The sequence below is a fragment of the Ignavibacteriota bacterium genome, from assembly GCA_019637995.1.
In the GTDB taxonomy this organism is placed as follows: domain Bacteria; phylum Bacteroidota; class Ignavibacteria; order Kapaibacteriales; family UBA2268; genus JANJTB01.
Genome location: JAHBUQ010000001.1, coordinates 1,189,244 through 1,216,197, shown reverse-complemented (window position 1 = coordinate 1,216,197; position 26,954 = coordinate 1,189,244). Strand labels below are relative to the sequence as shown.

Below are 26,954 nucleotides of genomic sequence, written 5' to 3'. Positions count from 1 at the left end.
AGAATTCTACGACCCACATTTATGATACAAAATATCAAATTTATTTTGTTAATAATTAATATTTGAATATTTTTGAATAACTAATAAGATAAATATATAAAATAAATAATTGTTTAGTTATAAATAAAATATTCGAGGTTTAAAATGATAAGATCTAAAAAATACTTATTAATATTGTTTGCTTTAGTTATATTTTCAGAACAAACATTTTCACAGGAAAGTGATACTTTGAAAAAATATGAAACATCAGGTATAAGTATAATAAGTGACAGAAGTGCAGTATTAGGAAATATCCCCGGTTCTGCGGTAATTATAGATCAGGAGCAACTACGCTCAATGAGAAGTATAAGTGGTAATCAAATATTACGCACTATGACAGGTATAAATGTCGTTGACGAGGAAGGAGCCGGGCTTAGAATGAATATGGGTATTCGAGGGCTTGACCCCGATAGAAGCCGCGCATTACTTGTTCTTGAAGACGGTATTCCTGTGGCTCTTGCCCCATATGGGGAGCCTGAATTGTATTATACTCCTTCAATTGACAGAATGAGTGGGATAGAAGTTCTGAAAGGTAGTGGCTCAATTATATATGGCCCTCAAACTATCGGCGGAGTTCTCAATTACATCACAAGTGATCCTCCAATTGCACCTGAAACTGATTTCCATTTTACTGCCGGAGGCGGCGGACTACTGAATGCTAAAGTCGGATATGGAGCAAGTCAGGGAGCAACCGGATTTATGGCTGAAATGCACCATAAAAGAGCTGATAGGATTGGAATCACAAATTATAATATTTATGATTTTATGGCAAAAGCTAAATTTACTATTAATGAAAGAAGTTCTGTAAGTGCTAAGCTTGGCGTATATGATGAATCTTCTAACTCTACTTATGTAGGCTTGACTCAGAATATGTATGACGCAGGAAATTATTTCCAAATTATTGCTCCCAATGATGAATTGAACATCAGACGCTACTCGGCAAGTTTGAATTATCAGTCTGTACTGAGTGAATCTATGGTTTTTAATACATCTGTATTTGCTTACAGTACTTCAAGATTTTGGAGAAGGCAGGATTTCTCACGTAATTCTACAGCTTCAAATCAAACCGGTACAATATTTGGAGATACATCGGTTGCAGGTGGTGCAATTTATATGCGTAATTCTACAGGTAATCGTGACAGAGCTTTTGATGTTTTCGGGATACAGCCTCAATTAATTTCGAATGTCAATTTGTTCGGTATTGAAAACGAAGTAAATATTGGTGCAAGATTTTTAATTGAAAAAGCCTTTGAACAAAGAATTAACGGCACAAATTTCAGAGCAACTTCAGGTAATTTGGTAGATGATGAAATCAGGACCGGCGTCGCTCTGAGTGCATTTATTCAAGATAGAATTCATCTCAGTGATAAACTTGTTGTAACTCCGGGTATAAGATTTGAGCATTTCAACTATGAACGTGATATAAGCCGTATCTCAAGTAAGGATACATCAATTATTGCTAATCAATCACTTGGAGAGTTCATACCCGGACTCGGTATAAATTATAATTTCAACGATAGAATTACACTATTTGCCGGTACTCACAGAGGCTTTGCTCCTCCAAGAACCAAAGATGCTATTACAAACCAAGGAGCAGCTCTTGATTTAGCTGCTGAATTAAGCTGGAACTACGAACTTGGTCTTCGCTCATCATTATCAAATTATGTTTATGTTGAATTAACTGCATACATGCTGGATTTTTCAAATCAGGTTATTCCAGTTGCTGAGTCTGCCGGTGGCTTAGGATTTGGTTTGGTAAATGGTGGCAGCACAATGCATAGAGGTTTAGAATTTTCGTTGATGACTGATATTGGCAGAGCATTAAATCATAACAACTCAATTATTTTTAGTCTGAATGGCACTTATACGGATGCAAAGTTTAATTCTGACAGGTTTATTGGTGGGGGTGATAATCCCCAAAATATTAATGGAAATAGGCTTCCTTATGCGCCGGAATATACGATTTCATCAATGATTCAGTACAAAACAAATTTCGGCATTGGAATGAATCTTAATGCTACTTATGTTGGGCAACAATTTACCGATGAATTGAACACTCTCATTCCAAGTTCTGATGGTACAATTGGACTTATGCCTGAATATTATCTTGTTGATTTTACAATTTCTTATGAATTAAATCCTAAATCAGATTTGTTTATATCTGTAAAAAATCTTACTGACGAGCGTTATATAGCTACAAGAAGACCTCAGGGAATAAGAGCCGGAATACCAAGGCTGATAACATTTGGTATAGATTATCATCTATAAAATTGAAAATTATTATACTTTAACTCCGGATTACTAATTGTATTCCGGAGTTTTTTTTACTAAATAATTCTTAAAAATCAATATCTATTTATTCGTATCCTTCCAATATATTTGCAGGCAATACAAGTAATTCTTATTTTCTAGAAGTACAAAAATCCGGGAAATTTGAAGTATGGTTTCTGTTGGGTGCATTCCTGTCTGCTATAATTTATTCTGCCATCAGAAAAGAATTTAAACCCATATTAATTCATGATAATTGGTCAAAAATGAAAAACAACTCAAATATTTCAAGAGTGGTTTGGTCATTTATTGGTGGATTTTTACTTTTATTTGGTGCAAGATTAGCTGGCGGGTGCACAAGCGGTCATGTAATTTCCGGCGGTTTGCAGTTTGCAGTCAGCAGTTACATATTTGCGATTTTTGTATTTGTATCATTCCTTAGTGTAGGTAGATTGTATTATAAAAATTCTTGAAGTGATTTCAAAAATTTATAATACTACTCGGAAAGTGCTTACATATTAACTTACAGGAAAACACTAAGATATATGTTGTATAGTTTCCGTTGAGGATTTCGAGTCTATAAAAAAAATTAGCTAAATGCTGATTTTTCAAGTACAGAAGGCGGGAGTCGAACCCGCACGGGTGTTGAGCCCACTGGATTTTGAGTCCAGCGCGTCTGCCAATTCCGCCACTTCTGCAATTATTGGCTTAAAAAAGAATACAAAAATAGCAAAAAAAACTTAATAATCAAAAAAAACTTATTTCTTGTAAATTAAATCCCGTCCCAATGAGTCCAATTGGTATGATACTGTTTGAACGCCTGAAGGATGAGTAAACCGAATCTTTTTAATATAATTTTTGGTTTCGAGCGAGGACAAAGTCAATGATATTTCCTGATCCGAATATTGGGATAATTTTTCATGAATATTTATAACATCCAGTGAACCATTACGTAAAGATTTTAAAATATCAAAATCGCGTGGTTCTAACTTCTGATGCTTGATAATATGATTTTGCTTAATTTTCTTTTTTGCAGGACTTTTTGTCACAATTTTTACTCTTTAAATTAAATTATTGGGATAAATTAAATACATCTAACTGCAAAACAATTTTTCTTTATATATTTGAGAAACGTTTTTATGCTTTTTTATAAAATGATTAAATAACCTTTGTAAAAATACGAAATTAATAATTTAAATCAAAATAATTTTTTCTATGAAAAAAAAAATAACAGTTTATTGCGCTTCAAGCAGCAATATTAATGAAATATATTTAGAATCTGCATCCAAACTTGGAGAAATGATTGCTCTCAGTGGACACGAAGTTGTCTATGGTGGTGGCAAGGTTGGATTGATGGGGAAACTTGCTGACGGAGCTTTGAGAAAAGGTGGAAAAGTGACTGGAATCATACCGGATTTTCTTATGGATTTAGAGCTTGGACATAGCGGAGTGAGCAAGCTAATCATTACAAAAGACTTGCACGAGAGGCAAAGAAAGATGATGGATTTGGCTGATTCAATATTTGTACTGCCTGGAGGTTCAGGTACTTTTGTAGAGCTTTTTGAGGCTGTTACCTGGAAGAGATTAGGGAGAATTATTATACCGATTATTATTATCAACATCAATAATTATTTTGATACTTTAATTTTTGCACTGAATAAAGCAATAGACGAGGGATTTATGCGTAAAGAACATTTTGAACTGTGGACTGTTGTTGATGATATAGATTCTGCAGTCAGAACTTTACATGAAAAAAATAGTTTTGTTCCATTTGATATAGCGTGATTAGTATGAAAAAGTTTACAGCCCTACTGCTTATATTATCGGTTTTTAGCATAACAACGGTTTCTGTAGCTCAGGACTACAAATGGGATCCTTTTATGCCAATCAAAGGTGCATTTGCCGATGTCAGTGTTGGTAGTGACGGATTTGGTATTGGAGCCGGTGGCAGATATATGATGTTTGGTTTAAATCTTGGACTCACAGGAATCCTCAATAATAGCCCTACCTATGCTTTACAATATCCTCCAGGAGTTACTATAAATCGTAATGAACCATTACCTGTTGGATATACGGAAGAAAAATTTATGTCAATGATGATTAATGTTGATGCTATGTTTTACTTCGACTTTTTCGAGACACTAAGTTTAAATGCATCGGTTGGTTTCTATTCAAAAAATGATAGTATTCTTGCTAAAAATATTGATACAGGCTCAAGATATATTTACAGAAATGAACCTCAATCAGGTTTATGTTTCGGTGTTGGTGCAGAGTATGTGTTGCAGGATAATTTAAATGTCGGCGCCGGTTTCCATACTCAAAGAGGTGCAGTTATTCGATTGACTTATTTATGGTTTTAAATGGACTTTGAGAATTGAAAAATAAGGTCATACTTCTTATAGTATTTTCATTTATAATATGCTCTTGTTCTAAGGACGAAGCTCTTAAAATTGCTTTGTCTAAAGGAGCAGGCTCTGCAAGTTATGAATTATATAGTAAATGGCTTAATTCACAGAATGAAAAAATTGAAATAATAAACTTATATGGATTAACTCCTGATGATGCTGTTGAGATGCTTAAGCAGTGCGATGGACTCGTTTTAACAGGTGGTCCTGATGTTCATCCTGTTTTCTTCGGACGTGAAGAAGATTCCTCTCGTTGCAGTATTGATAATTACCGTGATACTTTGGAATTTGCTCTGATTCGCGTCGCTGAGGAATTGAAAATGCCGGTATTGGGCGTTTGTCGTGGTGCTCAGATTTTCAATGTTGCTTATGGTGGTTCTCTTATTATAGATATTCCCGATGATACTGAGTCTGAAATACCACATCAAACATCGGAAGGAGATGTATATCATAATATTTCGGTTGAAGAAAATTCACTGCTGCATAGCATAACTGAGTCACTTTTTGGAACTGTTAATTCTAATCACCACCAATCAGTTGACAGACTTGCAGATGGTTTTATTGTGACAGCTACAACTGCTGACGGAATTGTTGAAGCTTTTGAAAATATTGATACCGACATATCGTTTTTTCTCGGCGTGCAGTGGCATCCAGAGAGGATGGAGATTGAAAGCAGATTCTCCGGACCTATTTTAATTAAGTTTATATCAGAAGTAAAGAATTCAAAATTAAAAATACTGAGAAAATGAAAAAAGTGATAATTTCGGGTGGAACCGGTATGATAGGAAGGCATTTGACTGAGAGATTGGTTAATTCCGGTTATGAAGTAGTAATTTTAACAAGAAGTCCAAAAAGGTATAATTCAACTGAAAAAATCAGATATGATAAGCTTGATTTAGATGATATTGATTATACTGCCCGATTAATAAACGGCAGCTATTCTGTCATTAATCTTGCCGGAGCCGGTGTTGCCGATAAAAGATGGACAGATGAATACAAGAAAGAAATTTACGACAGCAGAATAAATATAACTTCACATCTTACTGAAGCGATAAATAGAGCTGAGAAAAAGCCTAAGTCGTTTATCACAGCTTCTGCAATTGGTATTTACGGAGACAGGGGAGAGGAGACTCTAACCGAGAGCTCTGCTGCTGCGAACACATTCTTAGCCAAAGTTTGTGTTGACTGGGAGAAAGAATCCGATAAATGCTCAGATTTAGTTCGTTTAGTTAAAGCAAGAATTGGAGTTGTCTTAGCAAAAGAAGGCGGAGCTTATCCGCAGATGATTACTCCATTCAAGTTTTTTGTAGGTGGTCCGATTGGAAGCGGCAAACAGTGGCTATCGTGGATACATATTGATGATATCTGTGGTATGTTTATGTGGTGTATTGAAAATCCAGATGTTGTTGGAGTCTATAATTTTACAGCTCCGAATCCTGTTACAATGAACGATTTTGCCGGAAGTCTCGGCAAGTCTGTTAGTCGCCCTTCATTATTTAAAGTCCCGGAATTTATTTTGAAATTAATACTTGGTGAATCTGCTGCTGTAGTACTTTCAAGTCAGAAAGTCTTGCCTGAATCAGCTATCTCCACCGGATATAATTACAAATATTCAATTCTTGATTCAGCTCTTGCCTCATTAGTATAATAAAAGGGTTGATTATTTAAAATCAACCCTTTTTAAAACCAATAAATCAATCAATATGTAAAAAAAATTATTCGCCGGAAGGAGCGGCAGCTTCTTCAGCGGCTTTAATTTTAGCGGCAGCCTCTGCTTTCGCTTTGGCTATTACACGTTCTTTACGAAGCTTACTGCGTCTTTCGTAACGTGCAGTTACTACTTTTTTATGCTTTTCAACTTCAGCTTCAATTTCTTCCTGAGTTTTACCTTTGAAAGTCAAATGTCTGCGAAGCAGAACGCCTTCATAACTTAAAAGTAAACCAACAGTATCGGTTGGCTGTGCACCGACATTCAGCCAATGCAAAGCCTTTTCATTGTCAATCCTGATAGTATTAGGATTAGTGTTAGGGTCATAGAAACCAACTTTGTCAAGAAACGCACCATCACGTCTCGAACGTGAATCAACTGCGATGATATCATACACCGGATGGTGAATTCTACCTTTTCTTCTTAATCTTAACTTAACCATTTTAAAAACCTTTATAAATAATAGAGAAAAAATATATATCAATTTGTCATCTTTTAGTCATATCCTGCTATGAAGAGGATGCAGATGCCCAAATCTCATTAAATTACATTCCAAATCCAGGTATTTTAGGCATAAATCGTGATTTTTTGCCTTGAGCCATACTTTTCATTATCTTTTGCATTTCTTCAAATTGCTTGAGAAGCTTATTAACATCCTGAACTTTTGTCCCGCTGCCTTTTGCAATTCTCATTCTGCGTGAACCGTTTATAATTTTTGGAGCACGACGCTCTTCTTTTGTCATTGAGTAAATGATTGCTTCAACTCTTTTAAAAGCAGAATCATCAATCTGTACATTTTTCATTTGTTTGTCCATTCCGGGAATCATGCCTAATAAATCCTTGATGGAGCCCATTTTTTGTATCATTTTTAGCTGTTCGAGAAAATCATCAAAAGTAAATTGATTTTTTCGGATTTTTTCTTCCAGCGCTTCTGCTTGCTTTTGGTCGAATTGTTGCTCTGCTTTTTCAACAAGAGTCAGAACATCACCCATACCTAAAATACGTGAAGCAATACGCTCAGGGTGAAAGGGTTCGAGAGAGTCAAGTTTTTCACCCATACTTACGAATTTAATCGGTTTTCCGACTACTTCCAAAACTGATAATGCAGCACCACCACGTGTATCGCCATCCATTTTGGTAAGTACAACACCTGTGAGTGTCAAACTATCATGGAATGCTTTAGCAGTATTTACAGCATCCTGACCAATCATTGAGTCTAAGACAAATAACGTTTCAGTAGGTTTAACAGCATCAGAAATATTACGAACTTCAGCCATCATCTGTTCATCAATAGTCAGACGTCCTGCGGTATCTACAATTACAGTATCACGTCCAAATTTTCTGGCGTATGCTATTGCATTTTTAGCAATCTGAACAGCATCAAGAGAATCTTCCTTATAAACAGGAACCTTTACATCAGCGGCAAGCTGTTGGAGTTGCAATATCGCTGCAGGTCTGTAAATATCACAAGCAACTAGAAGTGGCTGTTTGCCTTTTTTCTTCAGACTCTTTGCAAGTTTTCCGCAGAAAGTAGTTTTACCAGAACCTTGTAAGCCGGCAACAAGCACCACAGTAGGCGATTGAGATGAGAACGTTAGCTCTGTCATCTTCTTGCCCATGATTTCTACTAATTCATCATGTACAATTTTTACTATGAGCTGCTCAGGAAGAAGTTTGCCGCGAACTTCACGACCTACTGCTTTTTTGGAGACTTCATCAACTAACTTTTTAGCTACATTTATATTAACATCAGCTTCAAGTAAAGCTCTGCGTATCTCACGCATAGCTTCATTGATGTTCTCATCGCTTATTACTGCTTGTCCTCTGAATTTCTTCAGTGCAAGTTCAAGTTTTTCTTGTAGATTCTCAAACATAATTTTTTGATTTTGTAAAAATTACAGAACTACAAAAATAATGAATTTTATCAGGCTTACAAAATTATATTTTGATATTTGATGGATTTACTAATATTTTATTTATTCATCAGGGATTATAAGCTCTTTTCCACTCATTGAATGTTAAAATTTCTTTCAAAATATAGGATTTTCCTGGACTGCCTGTCCTATTTATTTCAAAACTGACCAATCCCAGTCCGGAAGCATAATTGTAAATAATTTTCTCGGAATCAATATTATCGGTACCATCATTCTGAAAATTATCCTGCACGATTTCAATTGTATTATATCTTACATTTTTGAAAGTAAAATTCCCTGTATTATCTGTTAGACCTGAGATTTTTTTTATTACAAACTGTGCTCTGGTTTCGGGTCTGTTCGTTGATGCTTCCAGTTTGAATTTATTAATACTTTTCATATCCCAAAGAAAAACTGTATCTGAATAAACTTTCAAAGGGGTTAATATTGAGTCAATCATAACAGAAAGTTCAGTTGCAAAAGCACCTTTACCTGAGATAATATTCCGTTCAGTTTTAGTAATATCTAAATTTGAATTATAAATATCAATATGTATATATTTATTTCCTTTATCATTGAATGATTTCAATGCATAGAAAATATCGTCATTCTCATCGCGAACATTTTCATAATAGTAAACTTTGGGATTTGCAAGCTCCTCAACCGGATAATAATAGAACCGGTGCCCAGGCGGGTCTGTCGAGCAGGATACTGCCAAGAGTAAAAATGAAATCAGAATTGATTTATACATAAAAATTGTATTCATTGATTCAAATTGATTAATTGTCAAAAAACTGACCGTTCATATATATTTCCGGATTGACAATTTTGCAATCTACATATCTGGCTCTCACACCTGCTTCCAAGAACATTGTCTGAGTTTTCTTATAAGATTCTATCCATTTCCCGTTAGTATGCAAATCATAGAAATCTTGTCCGTTTTGGTGAATGATTACATCAGAAATACCTGTTTGAATTATAGCGCGGGCGCAGTCTGTGCAAGGTGTCCAAGGTACATATAGCTTACAGCCTTTGAGAATGGTTCCTCTTCTTGCAGCATTATATATGGCATTTCTTTCCGCGTGTTCAATCCAGAAATACTTCTCACCGCCTTCGCGTGAAAGTCTTTTTTGGTCGGTATCCGATTCAATTCCACGTGGAAGAGAATTATATCCGGTCGAAACCAAGACATTATCCGAATCTACAATGACAGAGCCTACATGAGTAGCCGGGTCTTTGCTCCTCATTCCTATTAAATAACACATCGTTATATAAAGCTGATCCCAATCAGGACGATTTTTCATATACTATTTTCAAATTAGTTCATCAAAAAAATATAATTTTGCATTTTTTTTTGAAATAATCAAATCTTTTTTCGGAAATTTCAGAATTTGTTATCATATTTGTAAATTATTTATTGAATAATTCAAAAATTTTATGAAATTGACAAAATATAGCATACTTATAATTTTGATTGTGATTATATTTTCAGGTAATCTATGGACCCAAAATCAGGGTTATAATGTACCTTCGAGACAGAAAAAAGAGATTAAAGAACAGAAAGTTTTTGTTCCTGACTTTGAGTTTATGTTTTCATATTCATACCACACAAATTCCGGATTTTTTGATAAAGATGGTAAGCTTATCACCGACCTACCGGATTCAACGAGTTTTCCGGGTGTTCCCCTAAGATACACGTTTGATTTGAGAAGGCATACATTTGACCTGGATTTCAAGTATTTTGCTACTGAAAAGTTGACACTTATTGCCAAAGCTCCAATTACACATTACACTCTTGATGAAATTTATATTGAATATTTTGACCCAAATACATTAATATCCTATCCACGAGGGCTCAGAGCTGATTTCAGCCATACAAGAATTGATTATATAGGGCTTTCGGCAATATACAATTTGTTTGATTCAAAATATATTAATCGTTATTCTGCCGAAATCAGAATCCCAACAGGAACTCATGACGGTGTCAAAAATGATCCGATGGAGTTTTGGAGTGACGGCGCTCTCGAAATTACTCCGGGATTTATTGTTGGTACATCAACAGAAAAACTGACATTTGAGATAGGAGCTAAATATAACTATCGCGGTGAAGATATGACAGATCGTGTCATTGGAAATTTAAACTTTGCTTTGCATACAGTTCCGGGAACAAGATTTTACGGTCTTATTGAAGGTGCCTTGAATGTCAATATGAAGGGACATGATGTAATTGAAGATATTTTTGATATTAGAAGAATGCCTTGGCAGGATGAGTATCTGGATGCAGGTTTCGGCTTTAAATTTGTAGTTGAAGATCATTATATTGGTGATTTTAGTTACAGAGTCCGAATTGTGGGACGTAATGCATGGAATCATGCAGCATATTTCATAAATTTCGGATATAGATTTTAGATAAGTAGTTTAAGATATGAAATAGTCAAATTCTATAGAATCCTAAATTTTATAATAAAATATCAGATGTCAATTTAAGTTACGTTAAAAATTATTAAATGGTGAATTATGGGACATATAGATCATGCAATTGAAACAGCAAAATTTAATCCTAATATTAAGACATACCTTTTGCTGTATGTTGGACTAATCTTATTCTCAACAATCATTGGTATTCCGCTGTTATTAATATGGTTTTTGGGATTTGGGCAGTATGTATGCCAAAGATATTATGAAAATTTAACTTGCAATCTGACAGAGCGTCATCTTGAGTTTCGCAAAGGATACTTATTCAGAGTAGAGAAAACCATTCCTTTAGATAATATCCAGGATTTGACCTTTATCGAAAATCCATTGCTAAAAATATTTGATTTGCGTATTCTGAAAATTGAAACAGCCGGACAGAGCAATCCGGCAGGCAGTGATATGAAATTAATTGGCATAATTGATACTTATGAATTCAAAACAAGGGTATTGAATCAGAGAGACAGTTTGCAAAATCGTAATTCTGCAAATCCGGAATTTCATAATATGGGCAAAAGTTCAAATGAAATCCTGATTGAAATCAGAGACTTACTAATGGAAATACGGGATAAAAATTAAAAATCATTATATTGCGACCGTTTTGACCGTGTAAAATAATAAAGGGCTGTGAAATCAATAACACACTTCCGTTAAGCAAAGCCAATATTTATAAAGATTTGGTATGTTCAAACAACTAAATTAAGATATTGCGTTTTTTTGCTTCAGGCAAATAATAATATTCTTTGAGAGGGCTGTTAAAAATTTTGATAGAGTAAAAATCTTTCTTAATATCAATGTAGTAATTATTCTGAACCGATATTACGAAGCCAATAAATATTGCTGATACTGCACTAATCAAATTATTTGCACTGACGAAATTAGTAACGATTAAATATGACATAATATAAATACTGATTGAAATAAGTCTCCCTGAATCGTGGTCAAGTTTTGAACTTATTTGTTTGACTCTCAAAATCTTAAATGACACAATGTAAAGTGTTGCAAATAATAAAATGTATGGTATGGCTCCTACAAGCCCAAGTTCTGCCAAAACAGCCATAATCGAACTATCACTAAATGCCCACCCTTGTGAGTATGGGCTGTAATAGGTCAGACCTAAACCGATTCCAAACAAGGGTGATGATTGCCATATATCCATCATCGCAGTAAAATTTTTCCCTCGCATAGTAACAGATTCGCCATCAATACCGCTACCAAAGCCACTTGAGCCGGTCAAGAGATTAGCTAAAGTGCCAAATCTTTTTCCGAATAATTCAAGAAGGCTTATGCCGGAATAAGATTCAACTCCAAAATCAACAAGAAATACGAATATAATAATCAGGGGCAAATATTTTAGAATGGATAGAAATAAATTTAACCGTTCTGTTATGAATACAGTTAAAAGCATTAATAAAACTATAGCAACCCCAGTTAATGAAAATGCAAGCATCAAGCCAATTAGCGAAAGAATTATAATGACGTTATTAAGCAATTTTGAACGCAGAAACATCTTGAAATTTTTGATTCTTGGAATAATTGCGAAAGCCAGTGTGATGCCGTTGAAAGCCCCTAAAGCCGAAGGCTCTGAGAAAAATGATGTAGCTCTGAAAAAACCTTCGAAACGAAGACTTAATTGAGTAAAATCGTCCACTTCATTTTGATTCCGGCTAAAAAAAGCTGCATTTGTAAGGTCAATCCATGCAAACGGCAGGTCGAAAGCTCTGGCTATAATCTGATAAACACCGAAGATGTTTATAAAAATTGATAGTATAAGCCAGACTTGTATGAATTTGTTCCAAACATCATTCTCAAATTTGTGAAATATTATAATTATTGTCAGCATCGCAGTAAAATGAAAATGTATCATAGTTTTCATATACTGACTTATAAGCTCGCCTTCACCGCTGACAAGCGGATAAATCCCTGAAATAAATGTAGCTGCAAGGAATGTAAAATAAAGAAGGATGGCAGGATTTTTTGCTAATTTTATCTCTCTGCCATCCCATAAAAGTGTTTTTACAAACAGTATAATCAAAAACAATGTAATAAAGTCGTTTGTTGTTATGCCACTGGTACTAAGATTGAACCATGCATATACTTCAAAATTGACAGTAATTGCCAAAAATACGAGCAGTATGTTCATTGATTTCAGATTAATCCATCCTTATGCTTGATATGAAGCTTCTCAAGCATATCTTTTGTCATTGAAGCTAAATCATAAGATGGTGACCAGCCCCACTCATCTCGTGCAGATGAGTCGTCAATTGAAGCGGGCCAGGAATCCGCAATTGCCTGGCGATAATCAGGATTATAATCTATTTTGAAGTCAGGTTGATGTTTGCGAATTTCATCAGCAAGTATTTTTGGGTCAAATGTCATAGAGGCAACATTGAAATCGCTGTGATGAACAAGTTTTGAATATTCTGCTTCAGCTAAATCTATTGTTGCTTTGATGCAGTCCGGCATATACATCATCGGTAGCTCGGTATCTTCTCTCAAAAAGCAGTTGTAATAATTATTTTTTACTGCTTCGTAGAAAATTTCAACTGCATAATCTGTAGTTCCACCACCCGGTAATGTTTCAGAAGATATAATACCCGGATATCTTAATCCTCTGCAATCGAGCCCGTATTTAGATACATAATAGTCACATAACAATTCGCCTGCTACCTTGGTCACACCATACATCGAAGTCGGTTTTAAAACACTTTCCTGTGGGACATCATATTTTGGAACTCCCTTGCCCCATACAGCAATCGAGCTTGGAACAATTATCCGTGAAAGTTCATATCGTACACTCATATCGAGAATGTTAATTGTGCCGTTCATATTTACATTCCAGCAAAGGTTCGGGTCACGCTCACCAACTGCCGACAATATTGCTGCTAAATGGAATATTGTATCAATATCGTATTTGATGATAATTCTTCTGATATCATCCGGTTTAGTGACGTCCAAAACTACAAATGGACCACCTTCAGACAAAATATGGTTCGGTATTTGCCTGATATCTGACGCTATTACATTTTCTGCACCATATTTTGTACGTAAGGCTACAACAAGTTCAGTACCGATCTGCCCAAGAGCCCCGGTAACAAGTATTTTCTTCATATCTTTTTTCATAAGATTACCTATTTAAATCAAACTTGATAAACTGCAATTAAATAATTTACAAAGATAATCATAAAATTTAAAATATAATTTTTTGTAATAAAAAAATTAAATTAAATTATAGAGTTGTTGTATAGTTTAATCATTTTTTTTAATTTTGCAATGTCAATATTTACATTTTTAATAAATCAACAAATAAAACAATGAAATTAGGCTATCTTGATATAATAATTTTCTTTCTTTCGATTTATATTCTCGGTGCATTATTATTAGACACTTTTTTTCAGATTCATCCTGAAACCTCAAGGCTTTTATATATAATTGATTTTGGAATATGTTTTATCTTCCTTATTGATTTCTTCGTTCAATTCTATCGTGCTGAGAACAAATTGAAATTTATGAAGTGGGGTTGGATAGATTTAATAGCAAGTCTTCCTGCACTTGACATTTTTAGAGCTGGCAGGCTCTTCAGGCTTGTTAGAATTTTCCGAATAATTAAAGCATTCAGGTCTGTACACAATATTTTGAATTATATTTTTGCAAATAAGGTACAAGGTACTTTTACATCATTGTCTGTATTTGTTATCTTGCTTATTATTTTTTCTGCAATTGCTATACTTCAGCTTGAAACTTCACCTGAAAGTAACATAAAAACTGCTGAAGACGCTATATGGTGGTCTTATGTTACTGTTACAACCGTTGGCTATGGTGATAAATACCCCGTCACTACTGAAGGCAGATTATTAGCAGTGATTTTGATAACAGCTGGTGTTGGTATGTTCGGTACTTTTACAGCTTATGTATCATCATGGTTTGTTAAGGATAAAGAAGAAGAAGCTGATATTAAGAAAGAAACGAATTAGTTTTCGAGACTTTCCAAAATATTAAGATAGCTTTCGTATCTTTCGTAGTCAATTTGTTCATTATCGAGAGCTTCAAGTACAGCACATTCGGGTTCGTGCGTATGGGTACATGGCAAATATTTGCAATTGAGATAATAATCATCAAAATCATGAAAGTGCATAGCAAGATTTAGCTTATCAACATCCCACATAGCAAATTCCCTGACACCGGGAGAGTCAATTATCCTCCCACCATAAGGTAAATCAAGCATTTTGACAAATGTTGTAGTATGTTGCCCTTTATTTGTTCTTTCGCTGATTTCAGTAATCTTTTGAACTGAATTACCAATCAGCTTGTTGACAAGAGTTGACTTTCCGATTCCGGATGGACCGAAAAAAAGTGTGGTTTTATCTTTTGTCAATTCAATTACTGAATCTATTCCAATTCCTTTGCTTGCAGAAAATGTCAGAATTTGAATTCCCATTTTATTATAGATTTCTAAATCTTCCAGAAATACATTAACATCATCAGTTAGATCAATCTTGTTCAATCCGATGACAGGTCTGACACTACCAATTTCTGCGGCAATTAAAAGTCTATCAATAAATCTCTTATTGTATGATGGTTGAAAAGCAGAGGCTAGGAGAAGCAAAATGTCAAAATTGGATGCAATTACATGTTCGTTTGTTGCTTTACCAACTGCTCTGCGGCTGATTTTTGATAATCTATCACCAATTGCAATAACTCTTCCTTTCTTGATTTCCCCTGAATCTGATTCTTCAGGAATGAATATTACATTGTCACCAACTGCTACAAGGGTTGAATTTTGATAAGGAGACTTAATTTTACCTGAGACGCTGCATTCAACAAAATCCATTTTGCCACCCAAATTTATTTCTGCAATAACAGTATTTCCAATTACTGATACAGCAGTTCCATTCATGGCATTATCAGGAATTTTACCCTCATTTGTAACAAGTTTTCCTTTATTTGCCTTGCTTTGCCTGATTGGTGAATGCTTAGATAAATGTTTCTCTTTTGTAAATTTCATAATTGTTGAATAAAATATACAAGTGTCAATTATTATTCACACTTTTTTTTTGACTATGTTAAAAAAAATGCTTAATTTTGTAACAATTGAATAATTAACTTGAGTATATGTTGAATTACCGCTGGACAATTAGACCATATAATGATGAAGAAACTGTACAAAACTTAGCGAAAACACTGAATATACCAAAAAGCCTTGCACAAGTACTGGCTTCAAGAGGTCATATAAGCAAAAACGATGCCGAAACGTTTTTCAAACCTCTTTTGGAAAGTCTACACGATCCATATATTATGGAAGATATGGAAAAAGCCGTAGAAAGAATCCTTGAAGCTGTTAAGAAGCAGGAACTAATTTGGGTACATGGTGATTATGATGTTGATGGTACTGCCAGCACAGCTATGGTTTGTCAGTTTATCTCCTCCATTGGTGGGAGAGTAGATTATTATATTCCTGACCGATTTGAGGATGGCTATGGCTTATCCAACAAGTCCATTGATCTTGCTCTTGCACGTAATGCCAAAATCCTTCTTACTGTTGATGTTGGTATTACATCATATGAGCAGCTTATTTATGCAAATGAAAAAGGATTAGTAACAATCATTTGTGACCATCACGAGCCAGGTGAACAGGAGCCTTTAGCTTATGCCATTCTCGACCCATTAAAACCGGGGTGCCCTTATCCATTCAAATCACTCGCCGCTTGCGGAGTTGCTTTCAAACTCGTGCAGGCTGTTTGTATGAGGCTTGGTATGTTAGAAAAATCATATCAATATCTTGATTATGTTGCAATTTCATCTGCTGCTGATATGGTTCCTCTAAAGGGTGAGAATAGAATATTAGTACATTATGGTTTAAAACAGCTAAACAAAAATCCAAGACCAGGAATTAATGGGCTGATTCACTGCACAGGGTTAAGACTTGGAAATATCACAGCTTCAAACATAGTTTATGCAGTAGCTCCCCTTATCAATGCTGCCGGCAGATTAGGTGATGCAAAGCGTTCTGTAGAGATGATGATGCAGAACGATGAAAATGCCGCCTTTAGAATTGCTCAAGTGCTTGAAGATGAAAATAGAAAGCGCCGGCTCTTTGACCAGAAAGCATTCGAAGAAGCAATTCCTATGGCAAAAAAAATGATTGAAACCAATTCACCCCACTCTTTGGTTGTGTATGGTGAAAACTGGCATGCAGGAGTGATAGGTATTGTTGCTTCCAGATTGGTTGACAAGTTTAATTTACCATCTGTACTTCTTACAAATATTGAAGGAGTAGCGAAAGGGTCTGCTCGAAGTATAAATGATTTTGATATTCACTCTGCCCTTAAGCAGTGCGATGATATTCTTTTAGAATATGGAGGGCATAAACATGCTGCGGGCTTATCTCTCAAAATTGAACACATTGACGAGTTTCGTCATAGATTAGATGAGCTTGCTAAAAAAGCTATCACTATTGAGATGCTACTTCCGGAGATTGTCGTTGATTCTGAGCTTCAATTTAATGAGCTTTCTCCTCATTTTCTCCATAATTTAAGTAGATTTGCACCTTACGGTTATGCTAATTATAAGCCAATATTTGTTTCAAAAGGTGTTAAATCTGTTAATGGAATTAAAGTGGTCGGGAATAATAATATTCGTTTTAGAGCAATTCAGAATAATTTTGTGATAGATGCAATCGGTCAGAACCTTGCATCAAAAGTGAATCTTTGCAACAATGGCAAGAAGTTTTCTATGGTTTACAACCTTGAGCTTACAAGTCTGAATGGTGCTAAAACTCCTCAACTTATAATTAAGGATATTAAACCGGATTCAAACTGATGGATTTAGCTGATGTTAGTGCTGACTTTTTTGATAAAATTTCTGATACCATAAATGATTTGAAATCTGATAATAGTAAAAAGATTATCCAAATTTACAGATTGATTAAGTCTGTTTATGGACAATTAGTCAGCAAAGAATCAAGACATTTTTCTACAATGCTTGCGGCAACTGCGTTTATAAATGATAAATACGAGTTAGGGGAGGTTTTAGAAAAAAAATATTATGGCATTTCCGGACTGTTCAGGGCATTATCAAAAAATCCAAAATTAACTGCTTCAACAGATGAGTTGAATTACACGATTAAATATTCGATTGAAATTGTAAAGAAATTATCCGGTTTTGAACTGCCTTTCGAATTTGAACAGTTAATTAAATTAATTCCTGAGCTGAATCTTGTTAATAAGTATTCAGTAAATCGAGATAAAATTGAGATTCGGGGCGCAATTGTTGTTGATAATCCTTTTTACAAAAGGAAAATAAACTCACACTATATTGAATTAAAATGCAAACACGAAGAGACAGGAGATTTCCTTCTTAAAGTTGGTTACCCTTACCTCGAAAATGCTAATATGATTTATCCCGAGATTTGCATTAACTTAATAGATTCAGAAATAATAAGGTACGAGCCGTTGACTTTGTCAATCCATAGCCCGGGAATTATGATTTTTGAACCGGATTATCTCATTGATGCTACTGAACTTGCTGAAAGTTACAACTTCAATGATGCTTTTAAAATTAATTTTTTGAAGAGATATTTCAAAACATCAGTTACCTATCCGCTTGTTTTAGGTAATCTAATCAATTCACTTTTTGATGAAATCTTGCTCAAACCTGATACAAATTTTGAAACTGCAAAAAATAACGCATTGAAAAACAGGCCACTTTCTGTATTTGCAATTTATGAAAAAGGGAAATTAAAAAATAGTGTACTTAATACAGAACTTCATTTTTATTTCAATCAAATCAGGAAATTTGTTAATGAAATATTGGCAGTGAATTTTCAAAGTGCGTCTTTTTCGGTAGAAGCTTCTTTCATCTCTCCACTTTACGGTATACAGGGTAGACTTGATTTATTAGCTGAATACAGCAATGACAAGGATAGAAAAGATATCATAGAGCTAAAATCAGGTAGTAGTCCTGCAACAAGCTATGCTATAAATATTGGAGATAGAAAAATTCCAATCGGAGTTTGGTATAATCATCTTGCACAGGTATTGGCTTATAATCTTCTTCTGGAATCTACTTTTTCGGGAAGGAAAGGCAATTCTTCAATCTTATATATTAAGACTGAAGATAAGCCACTTAGAGATGTTGCAGGACTTAAGAATGTTGTCGAAAAACTTATTATTCACAGAAATAATATCATTCTTCTTGAATATGCAATCCGAAATATGTCTTTCAAAATATTTGAAAGCAGAAGCAATATAAATTACAATGGTTTACCATCTTATATATCAGAGAAAATTGATTTGTTTTATAGTGTTATTAATAATTTGGATGAGACAGAACGAAATTTTTTATATGAATTTTCATCTTTCATACTAAGAGAAAGTTATGCTGTAAAAACAGGAGCTTCACTTAGCAATAATGCAAAGGGATACTCAGCATTATGGAACGATTCAATCGAAGAAAAAATTGAAGATAATAATATTCTGATTAATTTAGAGATTAATACAAATGAAAGTGATTTCAATAACTTACACTTGACATTTGATATCCCGTCTGATAATACTTTTACTTCATTTCGAAAAGGTGATATCGCTATTCTTTTTGCTTATGATAATATTATTAAAGCAAATGAAATAAATAATCAACTCTTGAAATGTACAGTAAAAAGCATTTCTGCAACAAAGGTTACGGTTAGCCTTAGAAATAAACTCATATCCAAATCCCTTCTTAAGTTAGACTCAAAATGGAGATTAGAGCCTGATTCAATTGATACTATTGATAAAATTTCATATTCTTCGTTGTTTACTTTTTTGAGGTCTGAAAAAAGTAAACGTGATTTAATTCTTGGTAGAACAGCACCAAAGTTCAATGAAAATGTTACGGAAGATATCGAAGGTCTGAATTTTAACCAAAATGAAATAGTCAACCGTGCTGTAAATTCCAACGATTATTTTTTGATTCAGGGACCACCCGGAACCGGTAAAACTAATGTAATTTTAAAAAATATCGCATCTCAAATATTAAAAAATACTAATGAGAATATTTTGATTACAGCATATACAAACAGAGCTGTGGACGAAATATCTTCAGCCTTGAGCAGTCTTGAACTTTGTTCCGACTTCATTAGACTCGGTTCAAAAGAAGCGTGTAATGATTATGAACGGCATCTTCCTCTGATAGTAGAAAAATATGATATGAAGACTGCTTATGAGAGGCTCAGAGCCGCAAGAATTGTAGTCTCGACTGTGGCATCTGTGCTTACAAATCAAGAAATATTTGATATAAAAGACTTCGATACGCTAATAGTTGATGAGGCAAGTCAAATACTCGAACCACAGATATTAGGATTGATTGCAAATACAAAGCGTTTTCTTTTAATTGGAGATGAAAAACAGCTTCCACCAGTAGTAGTTCAGAATTTGCAAAGCAGGAAATGTGAAAACAAATTACTTAATGACATTGGAATTTTCGATTATTCAATATCATTATTTGAAAGGTTAATCAAGCAATGCTCCGATAAGAATTGGGATTTTGCATACAGCACTCTGACCTATCAAGCACGAATGCATAATGAAATTCAGGATTTTCCGGCAACAAGATTTTATAATAACTTACTGAAACCAGCTTGTGAGAAACAGTTTCAACCACAAATACCTTTCGACATGAATTCGAATAATCTATTTGAAAAAATATTAGCAACCAATCGTATTGTGTTTATTGATTGTGAGCAGGAAAAAGGTAAAATCAATGAAAACGAAGCTGAAATTGCCTTAAAATTCATTGAAACGATATCATCTAAAGTCGAAATAGAACCTGATACAATAGGAGTGATTGCACCTTTCAGACTTCAGTGCTTCGAAGTATATAAAAGACTGAGTTTAGAGCAGAAAGAATTGATAACAGTTGATACAGTTGAAAGATTTCAGGGTAGCCAGAGAGATTATATCATATTATCAATGTCTGTCAACAGCAAAAATCTTCTTGATAGAGTGATTTCTCAGGATATTTCAGGCACAACAGACCGTAAACTCAATGTAGCCATGACAAGAGCTAAATCACATTTTATACTGGTTGGTAATTCTTTTCTGCTATCACAATCAATTCATTATAATGATTTAATTGAATACATAAAAATTAAAGGTGGATATTACAAATCATATGAAATTACTTAATTATCTCACCGGTTGAAAATGCCCAAAAAAGAAGGTCTAATTCATCCATCGGAATACCAATGAAATCAGCAAAATTTAAAAATTCCTTTTCAACTTTAAGATATCCGTTTTTAGTTCCAATTTTTGGAATTTCTTCAAAAACACCACAACTTACAAGATGCCTCAAAATATGCCTATCCAATATTCCCAAATTTTCATATCCAATATTCCTTAAAAAATGTGCAGATTCTTTATACCCGAAACCATTAAAATTATCAGCAAGCCAGTTTCTTTTTTCAATATTCGATAAGCCGGTATTAAGAACTTCCTGAATTTTGGGATAAAATTTCCTTGCAGACAAAAGTCTTGCAGCTTTGGTATTATGAAAACGAATGTATCTTTTTGACTCTCTGAGAATTGGTGTAGGGTCAAACTCCTTATAAAAAAAATTTTCAGACATTAATATTTGCTGAACTTGTAGGGCAGAAGATGCCTTTGACTGCGGCGTACAAATACAAAAGCACAATTCGTAAAAGTAATCTTCAGGAGAAACATTTTTGAATTCATAAAGTCTTTGCTTTATTTCACATTTCTTTATTTCGTAGAATTGTTTCAGTTCTTCGGTTAATTGCATATCGAATTAAGGTAAGGTTTTGAAAATCATATATCTTCCAAATACTTCCGAAAGCAAAAGTACTAATGCTAATATAACAAGAGAATGATATTCCTCATGCTTTTTTGAAAATACAGCCACATCAATTTTCGTCTTTTCCAACGAATCAATTTCTTCATAAATTTTGCTTAAGCCTTTATTATTTGTAGCTCTAAAGTACTTGCCACCTGTCATTTCAGCAATTTTCTTAAGCAAGTCATCATCAATTTCAACTTCAACATTTCTATACTGTGTGCCAAATGGAGTTTTGACGGGATATGGAGCCATTCCTCTGGTTCCGACACCAATTGTATAAATCCTTATATCAAATGTTTTTGCTATCTCAGCTGCTGTTAATGGAGCGACAATTCCGGTATTATTAACACCGTCTGTGAGTAGGATAAGAACCTTGCTTTTTGCTTTACTTTCTTTTAAACGTGATACGGCAGTTGCAATTCCCATACCGATTGCTGTTCCGTCTTCAACCATACCACTTTTGACATCAAGTATTAAATTTTTCAATACATTATGGTCAACTGTTATAGGACACTGAGTAAAACTTTCAGCAGCAAAAACTACAAAACCCATTCTGTCATTTTGCCGTTTGTCAACAAAATCAATAGCCTGCTTTTTGGCGGCTTCTATCCTGTTTGGCTTGAAATCTTCTGCAAGCATTGATGTTGATACGTCAAGAGAAATTACTATATCAACACCTTCAGAAGAAATTGATTCCATCTTTGAACTTGTCTGTGGCCTTGCTAGAGCAAGAATTAAAGCTGATATTGCAAAAATTCTAAGTAATATTAAAATATGTCTGAGGTAAATTTTAATACTTTTTCCTGTACCATTAAAACCGGCAAGTGTTGACATTTTCATAGCAACATTCTGCCTTAACTCTTTATAAATATACCAGAATAAGTATAATGGCACGAGAATAAACAGATAAAAATATTCGGGATTAGCAAATTTAATTTCATCGGGAAGGAATATCATTTATTATCCTCCTGAATTTCAATATCATCATCTTTTGTAATATCTACTACTTTTGTATTATTAACAAATTTTATGGCATTTGTCATAGAGCTGACATTCTCGTCTGATAAAGGTTCGTATTTTGCAAATTTTGCTAAATCTGCAATTTCCAGGATTGTTTTAAGTATGTCAAGTGAATTTATGTTTGATTCATACATTGAAACATCATGAACTAATTCTCCGCTTGTCATTTCAAGAGCATTCAAGTGGTATCTTCTATGAATGTAAACTCTCAAAATGTCAGTTAATTTTGAGTGATAAAGCTTAAATTTTCCACTTTGCCAAAGATTTTCGCGTTCAAGCCGCTGCAGGGCTTCAAGTGCTTCCAAATCTGCCGGAATTTTCGGGTCGTATTTTGGTATTTGCTTTTCTTTGAGATTTGGCTTTCTTCCAAATATATAAATTATCAGATAATATATTACTAACAGACCTAAAATCAAGCCAATATAAGGTAGCATTTCTTCAAGTGTCAGCGGAGCCTGCAAGGGCGGTTTAATATCCCTGATTTCTGAGCTCGCAGTATCTACTTCAACAGTAGCAAATTCAAGAGATAATGAATTTGTAGTTATAATTCGGAAATCGTCAACATCGTTGAGGGTATAAGTGATTACAATAGGTTCGATATTGATATAACCAGCTTCAAATGATGTAACGGTTAGTCTTTTTGATATTCCAAATTTACTATCTGCATGTATCGAGTCTGTAGGAAATAAATCCAAAATTTCCAGCTTTCCTAAAGTATCGGTAAAAACCGGAAAATTGAATTTATAATTTTTACCCGAGATAATTTTTATCTCAAGATTAACAGGCTCTCCAATCAGTACATTGTTAGTATCTGATTCAATTACCGCAGTAATATCGCTGGATATTACTGCAGAAATTGAACTTATAAAAATTAAGATTAGAAATAATACTTTAGACATAATATCATTCATTTACTATTTTATAACCTGAATTTTTTTGTAAATTTTTTGTTTATTTGTAATGAATACAATATTGTATAATCCGGAATTTAGTTTCGATGCATCAATAGGAATACTCATATTGCCAGGCATAAACGACTGCTCGGCGAAAATTTCTAATATCCTGCCATTGATATCGTAAATCATAAGTTTGCCGGTGACAGTCGTTTCTATCGTTAAATTAATATAGGCAAAATCTGTGACTGGATTAGGCTCAATACTAATATTAATTCCACCTGTGATATCAAAATCATTAACAGAAGCCGGATGCCTTGTAATGAAATGATACTCATCTCCAAATTCGCCCTGATTATCATCCTCAATAGAAGCTAAACGCCATACGTATCGTTTGTTTCTTTCAAAATTATCAACTTCCAAGTAAGGATGACTAACAACAGTATCAATAAAAGGATTCATAATTCCAAACCCCTGAGCTACCTGAATTCTGTACTGGTCAGCATATTCAACGTTCTCCCATTCAAATGTAAACCCCGTCATAACCTGATCTGTACCGGCATTTGGGAATAAAATCTTAGGAGGTTTCAAAGCAGAAGTGAATTTCCATACTTCTGAAAAATCACTCAAACCACCTGGTCCTGAATTTCTAACTCTCCAATAATAATCAATTCTACCTTGTTCTACATTTATCCAGTTATGTTTTGTATCAGCAATACCTGAAACCGAATAGACAACATCAATAAAGTTTGGATCTTTAGCAATTTCGAGTTCGTAAAATCCTGTTTCACTAATTGGTTGCCATGACAGTTCAACATTTGATTTCACATGCATTGTTTCATCAAGAGGTTCTGAAAGTTTTACCGGCAAAGGCTTACCCGGAAGATTCTTGTAAAAACCTTCAAATACTCCTGTCCCGTGAGTTCCTATAGCAACATAACCGTCTTGCTGGCGTGCATCAATCATGTGTACAACCATATTTCCAATGACATCAGGTCCTTCCATTTGCCAGGCTGTTGCATCACCATTTAAGAAAGCAGTCGTGAATAATCCAGCAGTAGTACCTGCAAAATATACATCAACTCCATTAACTTTTAGAATATTAACCCAATTGACACCGGGACCGGCTCCTGTACCATTTCTGTTTTCTTCAAGATTTCCTGAAATGGAAGTCCAGTTTTGTCCGCCATCTGCTGTCATAAATATGCTTAATATGTTGTAATTTGAAAATGAAATAACTACGTTGTCCGCATTATCAGGGTCAAATGCTATCGAACTAATATTACCAATAGGGAAATTACTGCCTGTTACATTTATCGGTTCAGGATTACCTTCATTAGCATTAAGTAACTTATAAAGTTTGCCTCTGCTTGTGCCGTAATAGACAATATTTGCGGGATTTTTTGAGACAGAGACAGCTGTTATTCTTTCTCCAAGCGGAGCTGTATTTATATAATCTATTCTTGTATGGGAAAGACTGTCCCAATTTATTGAAATAGAGTCAACAGTATTATTCTCAAAAGGAATGCCGGACAAATCATTATTTCTCCAAAGCATTTTGCCACCTGCCAAATACATGATATTATTATCATTTGGGTCTAATATGAAAGGTGTATTCCATATAAAGTCTTCACCGCCTATTGGGTCAATTCTTGTGCTTGTAACATTATTGCCATTTTCATCATGTACGATTCTGTAAATTTTAATTTTAGGCTGCCACGTACCATTTTGTGAAGCATAATAATAAGGTGCACCATCGGGAATTTTACAATAAAAGCCGTCAGCGCGAAGTGGATTTGACCATTCGTTATTAACCATATCAGTATTTCTCGAAAGAAGTGTTCCATTGTCCTGAAGTCCACCGATAATTTCTCTTGATAATTTCTCGCCGTGGTCAATTGCAACTGTATAGAATTGAGTTGTAAAATAACCGTTATTAAGTGAAATCCATTCTACATTTTCAGACATATTATCGAGTGTTTTATGAACACCACCATCTGAGCCAGTGTATAAAATATCAGGATTCGAATTTGAAAATACTATTTCATGAACATCTGCATGATGATTAGTATATCTGAAAAAATAGTCGCAGCTTTCGTCAGGACATGTGCCACCAATCCAAGCCCAGTCAGTACCTTTGAAACCACTGTCAGACCTGTACATCGCAACTGCACCTATGAAGAGCACATCAGGATTATCAGGTTTAACTTTTATTACAAGATTATAACCTTGCTGAGAATTCATCTGACCACGCGTTGGTTCAGGTTTTGGGAGATTTAATGAGCGGTCTTCCCACTCTCCTAATACAACCGACCCTGAACTACCCTGAAAATCATATTTCCACAAACTGTGCCACAAACTATCACCTCTTGAGTTGAAAGTCAGTTTACCATAACCCGGAGTTTCACCGAGAAAATATACTTGAGATTCATCAGATGGTGCAATACCAATAACAATTCTACGGAAATTCAAAGGGAAGTTGGGTGGAGTAATATTTGTCCAGCGAACTCCGTCTTCAGACCTGAATATTCCTTTGGTATTAACAGCTCCATCAGAGCTTAAAGTAGCGTAATAAACTCCTTCGCTTGTAACTGCAACATCGGAAAAAAGAGCTCTGGCATTGCTGCCCAATACATTGTTCCATGTTGTACCTCCATCAAAAGACCTCAATACACCCATTGAAGCGGTAGCAACGACGACTTCATCTATGCTGTCCGGTGCAGCGGGATTAGTGACAATATTCCAGCAGAAGTCAAATGGCTGGTCCCATGAGTGAACTCTGCTGGTTGATGTGGATGGAAGGACTTCCCATGAATCACCATTATTGGTTGATTTATAGACACCATCACCAAATATGCCTGCTGAATTGCCCCAATATTCACCTGTACCATAATACCAATTATCCTCTTTTCCGGGTCTTTTATCCTGAACCAGGCATGTCACAGATTGCAACTGATGTGGCAATGATGTTCTGTCCCATGTCAAACCATTGTCAATGGATTTCCACATACCGCCGGAAACTCCTCCTGCGATTATGATATTTTCATTTCTGACATCTATATCCAATCCACGGGTTCTGCCGCCAACTTCAAAAGGTCCTCGCCTGCTCCAAGTATCGTTTGATAGTAACAATGCATTATTACTTTTATAATTTTTCAACCATCTGTTTTTGACAAATTCAAGTTCCCGTGACCTTGCATTTGCTGGAATAAGTCCGGTAGCAGGGTCCTGATATCTTTCCCAGAAATATCTGTGCCTTTCTTTCGTGAAAGTCGGTCCTGACTCTTCCGGGTCAGAATGTCGAAATTTTTCATTCGGAACAGTAAGTCCTATGATAATAATGAGCAACATACTGCTCAATATGAATAAAGGTGTAATTGTAGAATTTTTCATAATTTGCTCCGAA

At 34.7% G+C, this 26,954-nt stretch carries 23 protein-coding genes and 1 tRNA gene; 11 read left to right on the top strand and 13 right to left on the bottom strand.

Going from position 1 to position 26,954, the window contains the following annotated elements:
• Positions 1-144: 144 nt before the first annotated feature.
• Entirely contained in the window at positions 145-2,307 is a 2,163-nt protein-coding gene (locus KF896_04750; protein ID MBX3043008.1) for a TonB-dependent receptor, read from the top strand.
• Between the two features lie 80 nt (positions 2,308-2,387).
• Positions 2,388-2,780 (top strand): YeeE/YedE family protein, encoded by a 393-nt coding sequence (locus KF896_04745; protein MBX3043007.1) that lies wholly within the window; start codon positions 2,388-2,390, stop codon positions 2,778-2,780.
• Positions 2,781-2,920: 140 nt separating this feature from the next.
• Here KF896_04745 and KF896_04740 read toward each other — a convergent pair.
• Both KF896_04740 and KF896_04735 read right to left on the bottom strand, forming a co-directional pair.
• A tRNA-Leu gene (locus tag KF896_04740) sits at positions 2,921-3,005 on the bottom strand.
• Positions 3,006-3,065: 60 nt separating this feature from the next.
• A complete protein-coding gene (locus KF896_04735) occupies positions 3,066-3,356 on the bottom strand; it encodes a hypothetical protein (GenBank protein MBX3043006.1) in 291 nt (96 codons plus the stop codon).
• 166 nt (positions 3,357-3,522) lie between these two features.
• Here KF896_04735 and KF896_04730 point away from each other — a divergent pair, with 166 nt between their 5' ends.
• From KF896_04730 to KF896_04715, 4 genes are read left to right on the top strand one after another with little or no spacing between them, the layout of a single operon-like run.
• Positions 3,523-4,092 (top strand): TIGR00730 family Rossman fold protein, encoded by a 570-nt coding sequence (locus tag KF896_04730; GenBank protein ID MBX3043005.1) that lies wholly within the window; start codon positions 3,523-3,525, stop codon positions 4,090-4,092.
• 5 nt (positions 4,093-4,097) lie between these two features.
• Positions 4,098-4,667 carry a hypothetical protein gene (locus KF896_04725; GenBank protein MBX3043004.1) on the top strand — a complete coding sequence of 190 codons (570 nt, stop codon included), beginning with the start codon at positions 4,098-4,100 and terminating at the stop codon, positions 4,665-4,667.
• 14 nt (positions 4,668-4,681) lie between these two features.
• A complete protein-coding gene (locus KF896_04720; protein MBX3043003.1) occupies positions 4,682-5,461 on the top strand; it encodes a gamma-glutamyl-gamma-aminobutyrate hydrolase family protein in 780 nt (259 codons plus the stop codon).
• Positions 5,458-6,360: a TIGR01777 family oxidoreductase gene (locus tag KF896_04715; protein MBX3043002.1), complete on the top strand. Its 903-nt coding sequence runs from the start codon at positions 5,458-5,460 to the stop codon at positions 6,358-6,360. Before KF896_04720 ends, KF896_04715 begins: the two co-directional genes overlap by 4 nt.
• 67 nt (positions 6,361-6,427) lie before the next feature.
• On the opposite strand, the gene rpsP is transcribed toward KF896_04715, so the two are convergent.
• The 4 genes from rpsP to KF896_04695 all read right to left on the bottom strand — a co-directional run bounded on the left by rpsP (position 6,428) and on the right by KF896_04695 (position 9,637).
• Complete coding sequence (rpsP, locus tag KF896_04710) at positions 6,428-6,862, bottom strand: 30S ribosomal protein S16 (protein MBX3043001.1); 435 nt, start codon at positions 6,860-6,862, stop codon at positions 6,428-6,430.
• A gap of 103 nt (positions 6,863-6,965) precedes the next feature.
• Positions 6,966-8,294, bottom strand: coding sequence for a signal recognition particle protein (ffh, locus tag KF896_04705; protein ID MBX3043000.1), 1,329 nt, complete (start codon positions 8,292-8,294; stop codon positions 6,966-6,968).
• Positions 8,295-8,403: 109 nt separating this feature from the next.
• Complete coding sequence (locus KF896_04700; GenBank protein MBX3042999.1) at positions 8,404-9,084, bottom strand: hypothetical protein; 681 nt, start codon at positions 9,082-9,084, stop codon at positions 8,404-8,406.
• Positions 9,085-9,112: 28 nt separating this feature from the next.
• Positions 9,113-9,637 carry a CMP deaminase gene (locus KF896_04695; protein MBX3042998.1) on the bottom strand — a complete coding sequence of 175 codons (525 nt, stop codon included), beginning with the start codon at positions 9,635-9,637 and terminating at the stop codon, positions 9,113-9,115.
• 133 nt (positions 9,638-9,770) lie between these two features.
• On the opposite strand from KF896_04695, the gene KF896_04690 reads away from it, so the two are divergent.
• Entirely contained in the window at positions 9,771-10,742 is a 972-nt protein-coding gene (locus KF896_04690) for a hypothetical protein (protein ID MBX3042997.1), read from the top strand.
• A gap of 108 nt (positions 10,743-10,850) precedes the next feature.
• Positions 10,851-11,384 carry a PH domain-containing protein gene (locus tag KF896_04685; protein MBX3042996.1) on the top strand — a complete coding sequence of 178 codons (534 nt, stop codon included), beginning with the start codon at positions 10,851-10,853 and terminating at the stop codon, positions 11,382-11,384.
• Positions 11,385-11,499: 115 nt separating this feature from the next.
• On the opposite strand, the gene KF896_04680 is transcribed toward KF896_04685, so the two are convergent.
• Both KF896_04680 and KF896_04675 read right to left on the bottom strand, forming a co-directional pair.
• On the bottom strand, positions 11,500-12,948 hold the full coding sequence (locus KF896_04680; protein MBX3042995.1) for a hypothetical protein: 1,449 nt from the start codon (positions 12,946-12,948) through the stop codon (positions 11,500-11,502).
• 5 nt (positions 12,949-12,953) lie between these two features.
• Entirely contained in the window at positions 12,954-13,916 is a 963-nt protein-coding gene (locus KF896_04675; protein MBX3042994.1) for an NAD-dependent epimerase/dehydratase family protein, read from the bottom strand.
• A gap of 203 nt (positions 13,917-14,119) precedes the next feature.
• Here KF896_04675 and KF896_04670 point away from each other — a divergent pair, with 203 nt between their 5' ends.
• Positions 14,120-14,779 carry an ion transporter gene (locus KF896_04670; protein MBX3042993.1) on the top strand — a complete coding sequence of 220 codons (660 nt, stop codon included), beginning with the start codon at positions 14,120-14,122 and terminating at the stop codon, positions 14,777-14,779.
• Here KF896_04670 and rsgA read toward each other — a convergent pair.
• The gene (gene rsgA, locus KF896_04665) at positions 14,776-15,810 is read right to left on the bottom strand and encodes a ribosome small subunit-dependent GTPase A (GenBank protein MBX3042992.1); all 1,035 of its coding nucleotides are present in this window, start codon (positions 15,808-15,810) and stop codon (positions 14,776-14,778) included. The genes KF896_04670 and rsgA overlap by 4 nt on opposite strands.
• 107 nt (positions 15,811-15,917) lie before the next feature.
• On the opposite strand from rsgA, the gene recJ reads away from it, so the two are divergent.
• Both recJ and KF896_04655 read left to right on the top strand, forming a co-directional pair.
• Positions 15,918-17,624 carry a single-stranded-DNA-specific exonuclease RecJ gene (gene recJ, locus KF896_04660; GenBank protein ID MBX3042991.1) on the top strand — a complete coding sequence of 569 codons (1,707 nt, stop codon included), beginning with the start codon at positions 15,918-15,920 and terminating at the stop codon, positions 17,622-17,624.
• Positions 17,624-20,968, top strand: a complete 3,345-nt coding sequence (locus tag KF896_04655) for an AAA family ATPase (GenBank protein MBX3042990.1) — start codon at positions 17,624-17,626, stop codon at positions 20,966-20,968. The genes recJ and KF896_04655 overlap by 1 nt, the downstream gene beginning before the upstream one ends.
• On the opposite strand, the gene KF896_04650 is transcribed toward KF896_04655, so the two are convergent.
• Genes KF896_04650 through KF896_04635 form a run of 4 tightly spaced genes read right to left on the bottom strand, consistent with a single transcriptional unit; the run spans position 20,961 to position 26,941 of the window.
• A complete protein-coding gene (locus KF896_04650) occupies positions 20,961-21,581 on the bottom strand; it encodes an N-glycosylase/DNA lyase (GenBank protein MBX3042989.1) in 621 nt (206 codons plus the stop codon). The two genes, KF896_04655 and KF896_04650, sit on opposite strands and share 8 nt — an antisense overlap.
• Before the next feature lie 6 nt (positions 21,582-21,587).
• Positions 21,588-22,571 (bottom strand): VWA domain-containing protein, encoded by a 984-nt coding sequence (locus KF896_04645; protein MBX3042988.1) that lies wholly within the window; start codon positions 22,569-22,571, stop codon positions 21,588-21,590.
• Between the two features lie 17 nt (positions 22,572-22,588).
• Positions 22,589-23,554 (bottom strand): hypothetical protein, encoded by a 966-nt coding sequence (locus KF896_04640; GenBank protein ID MBX3042987.1) that lies wholly within the window; start codon positions 23,552-23,554, stop codon positions 22,589-22,591.
• 15 nt (positions 23,555-23,569) lie between these two features.
• The gene (locus tag KF896_04635) at positions 23,570-26,941 is read right to left on the bottom strand and encodes a T9SS type A sorting domain-containing protein (protein MBX3042986.1); all 3,372 of its coding nucleotides are present in this window, start codon (positions 26,939-26,941) and stop codon (positions 23,570-23,572) included.
• Positions 26,942-26,954 lie beyond the last annotated feature (13 nt).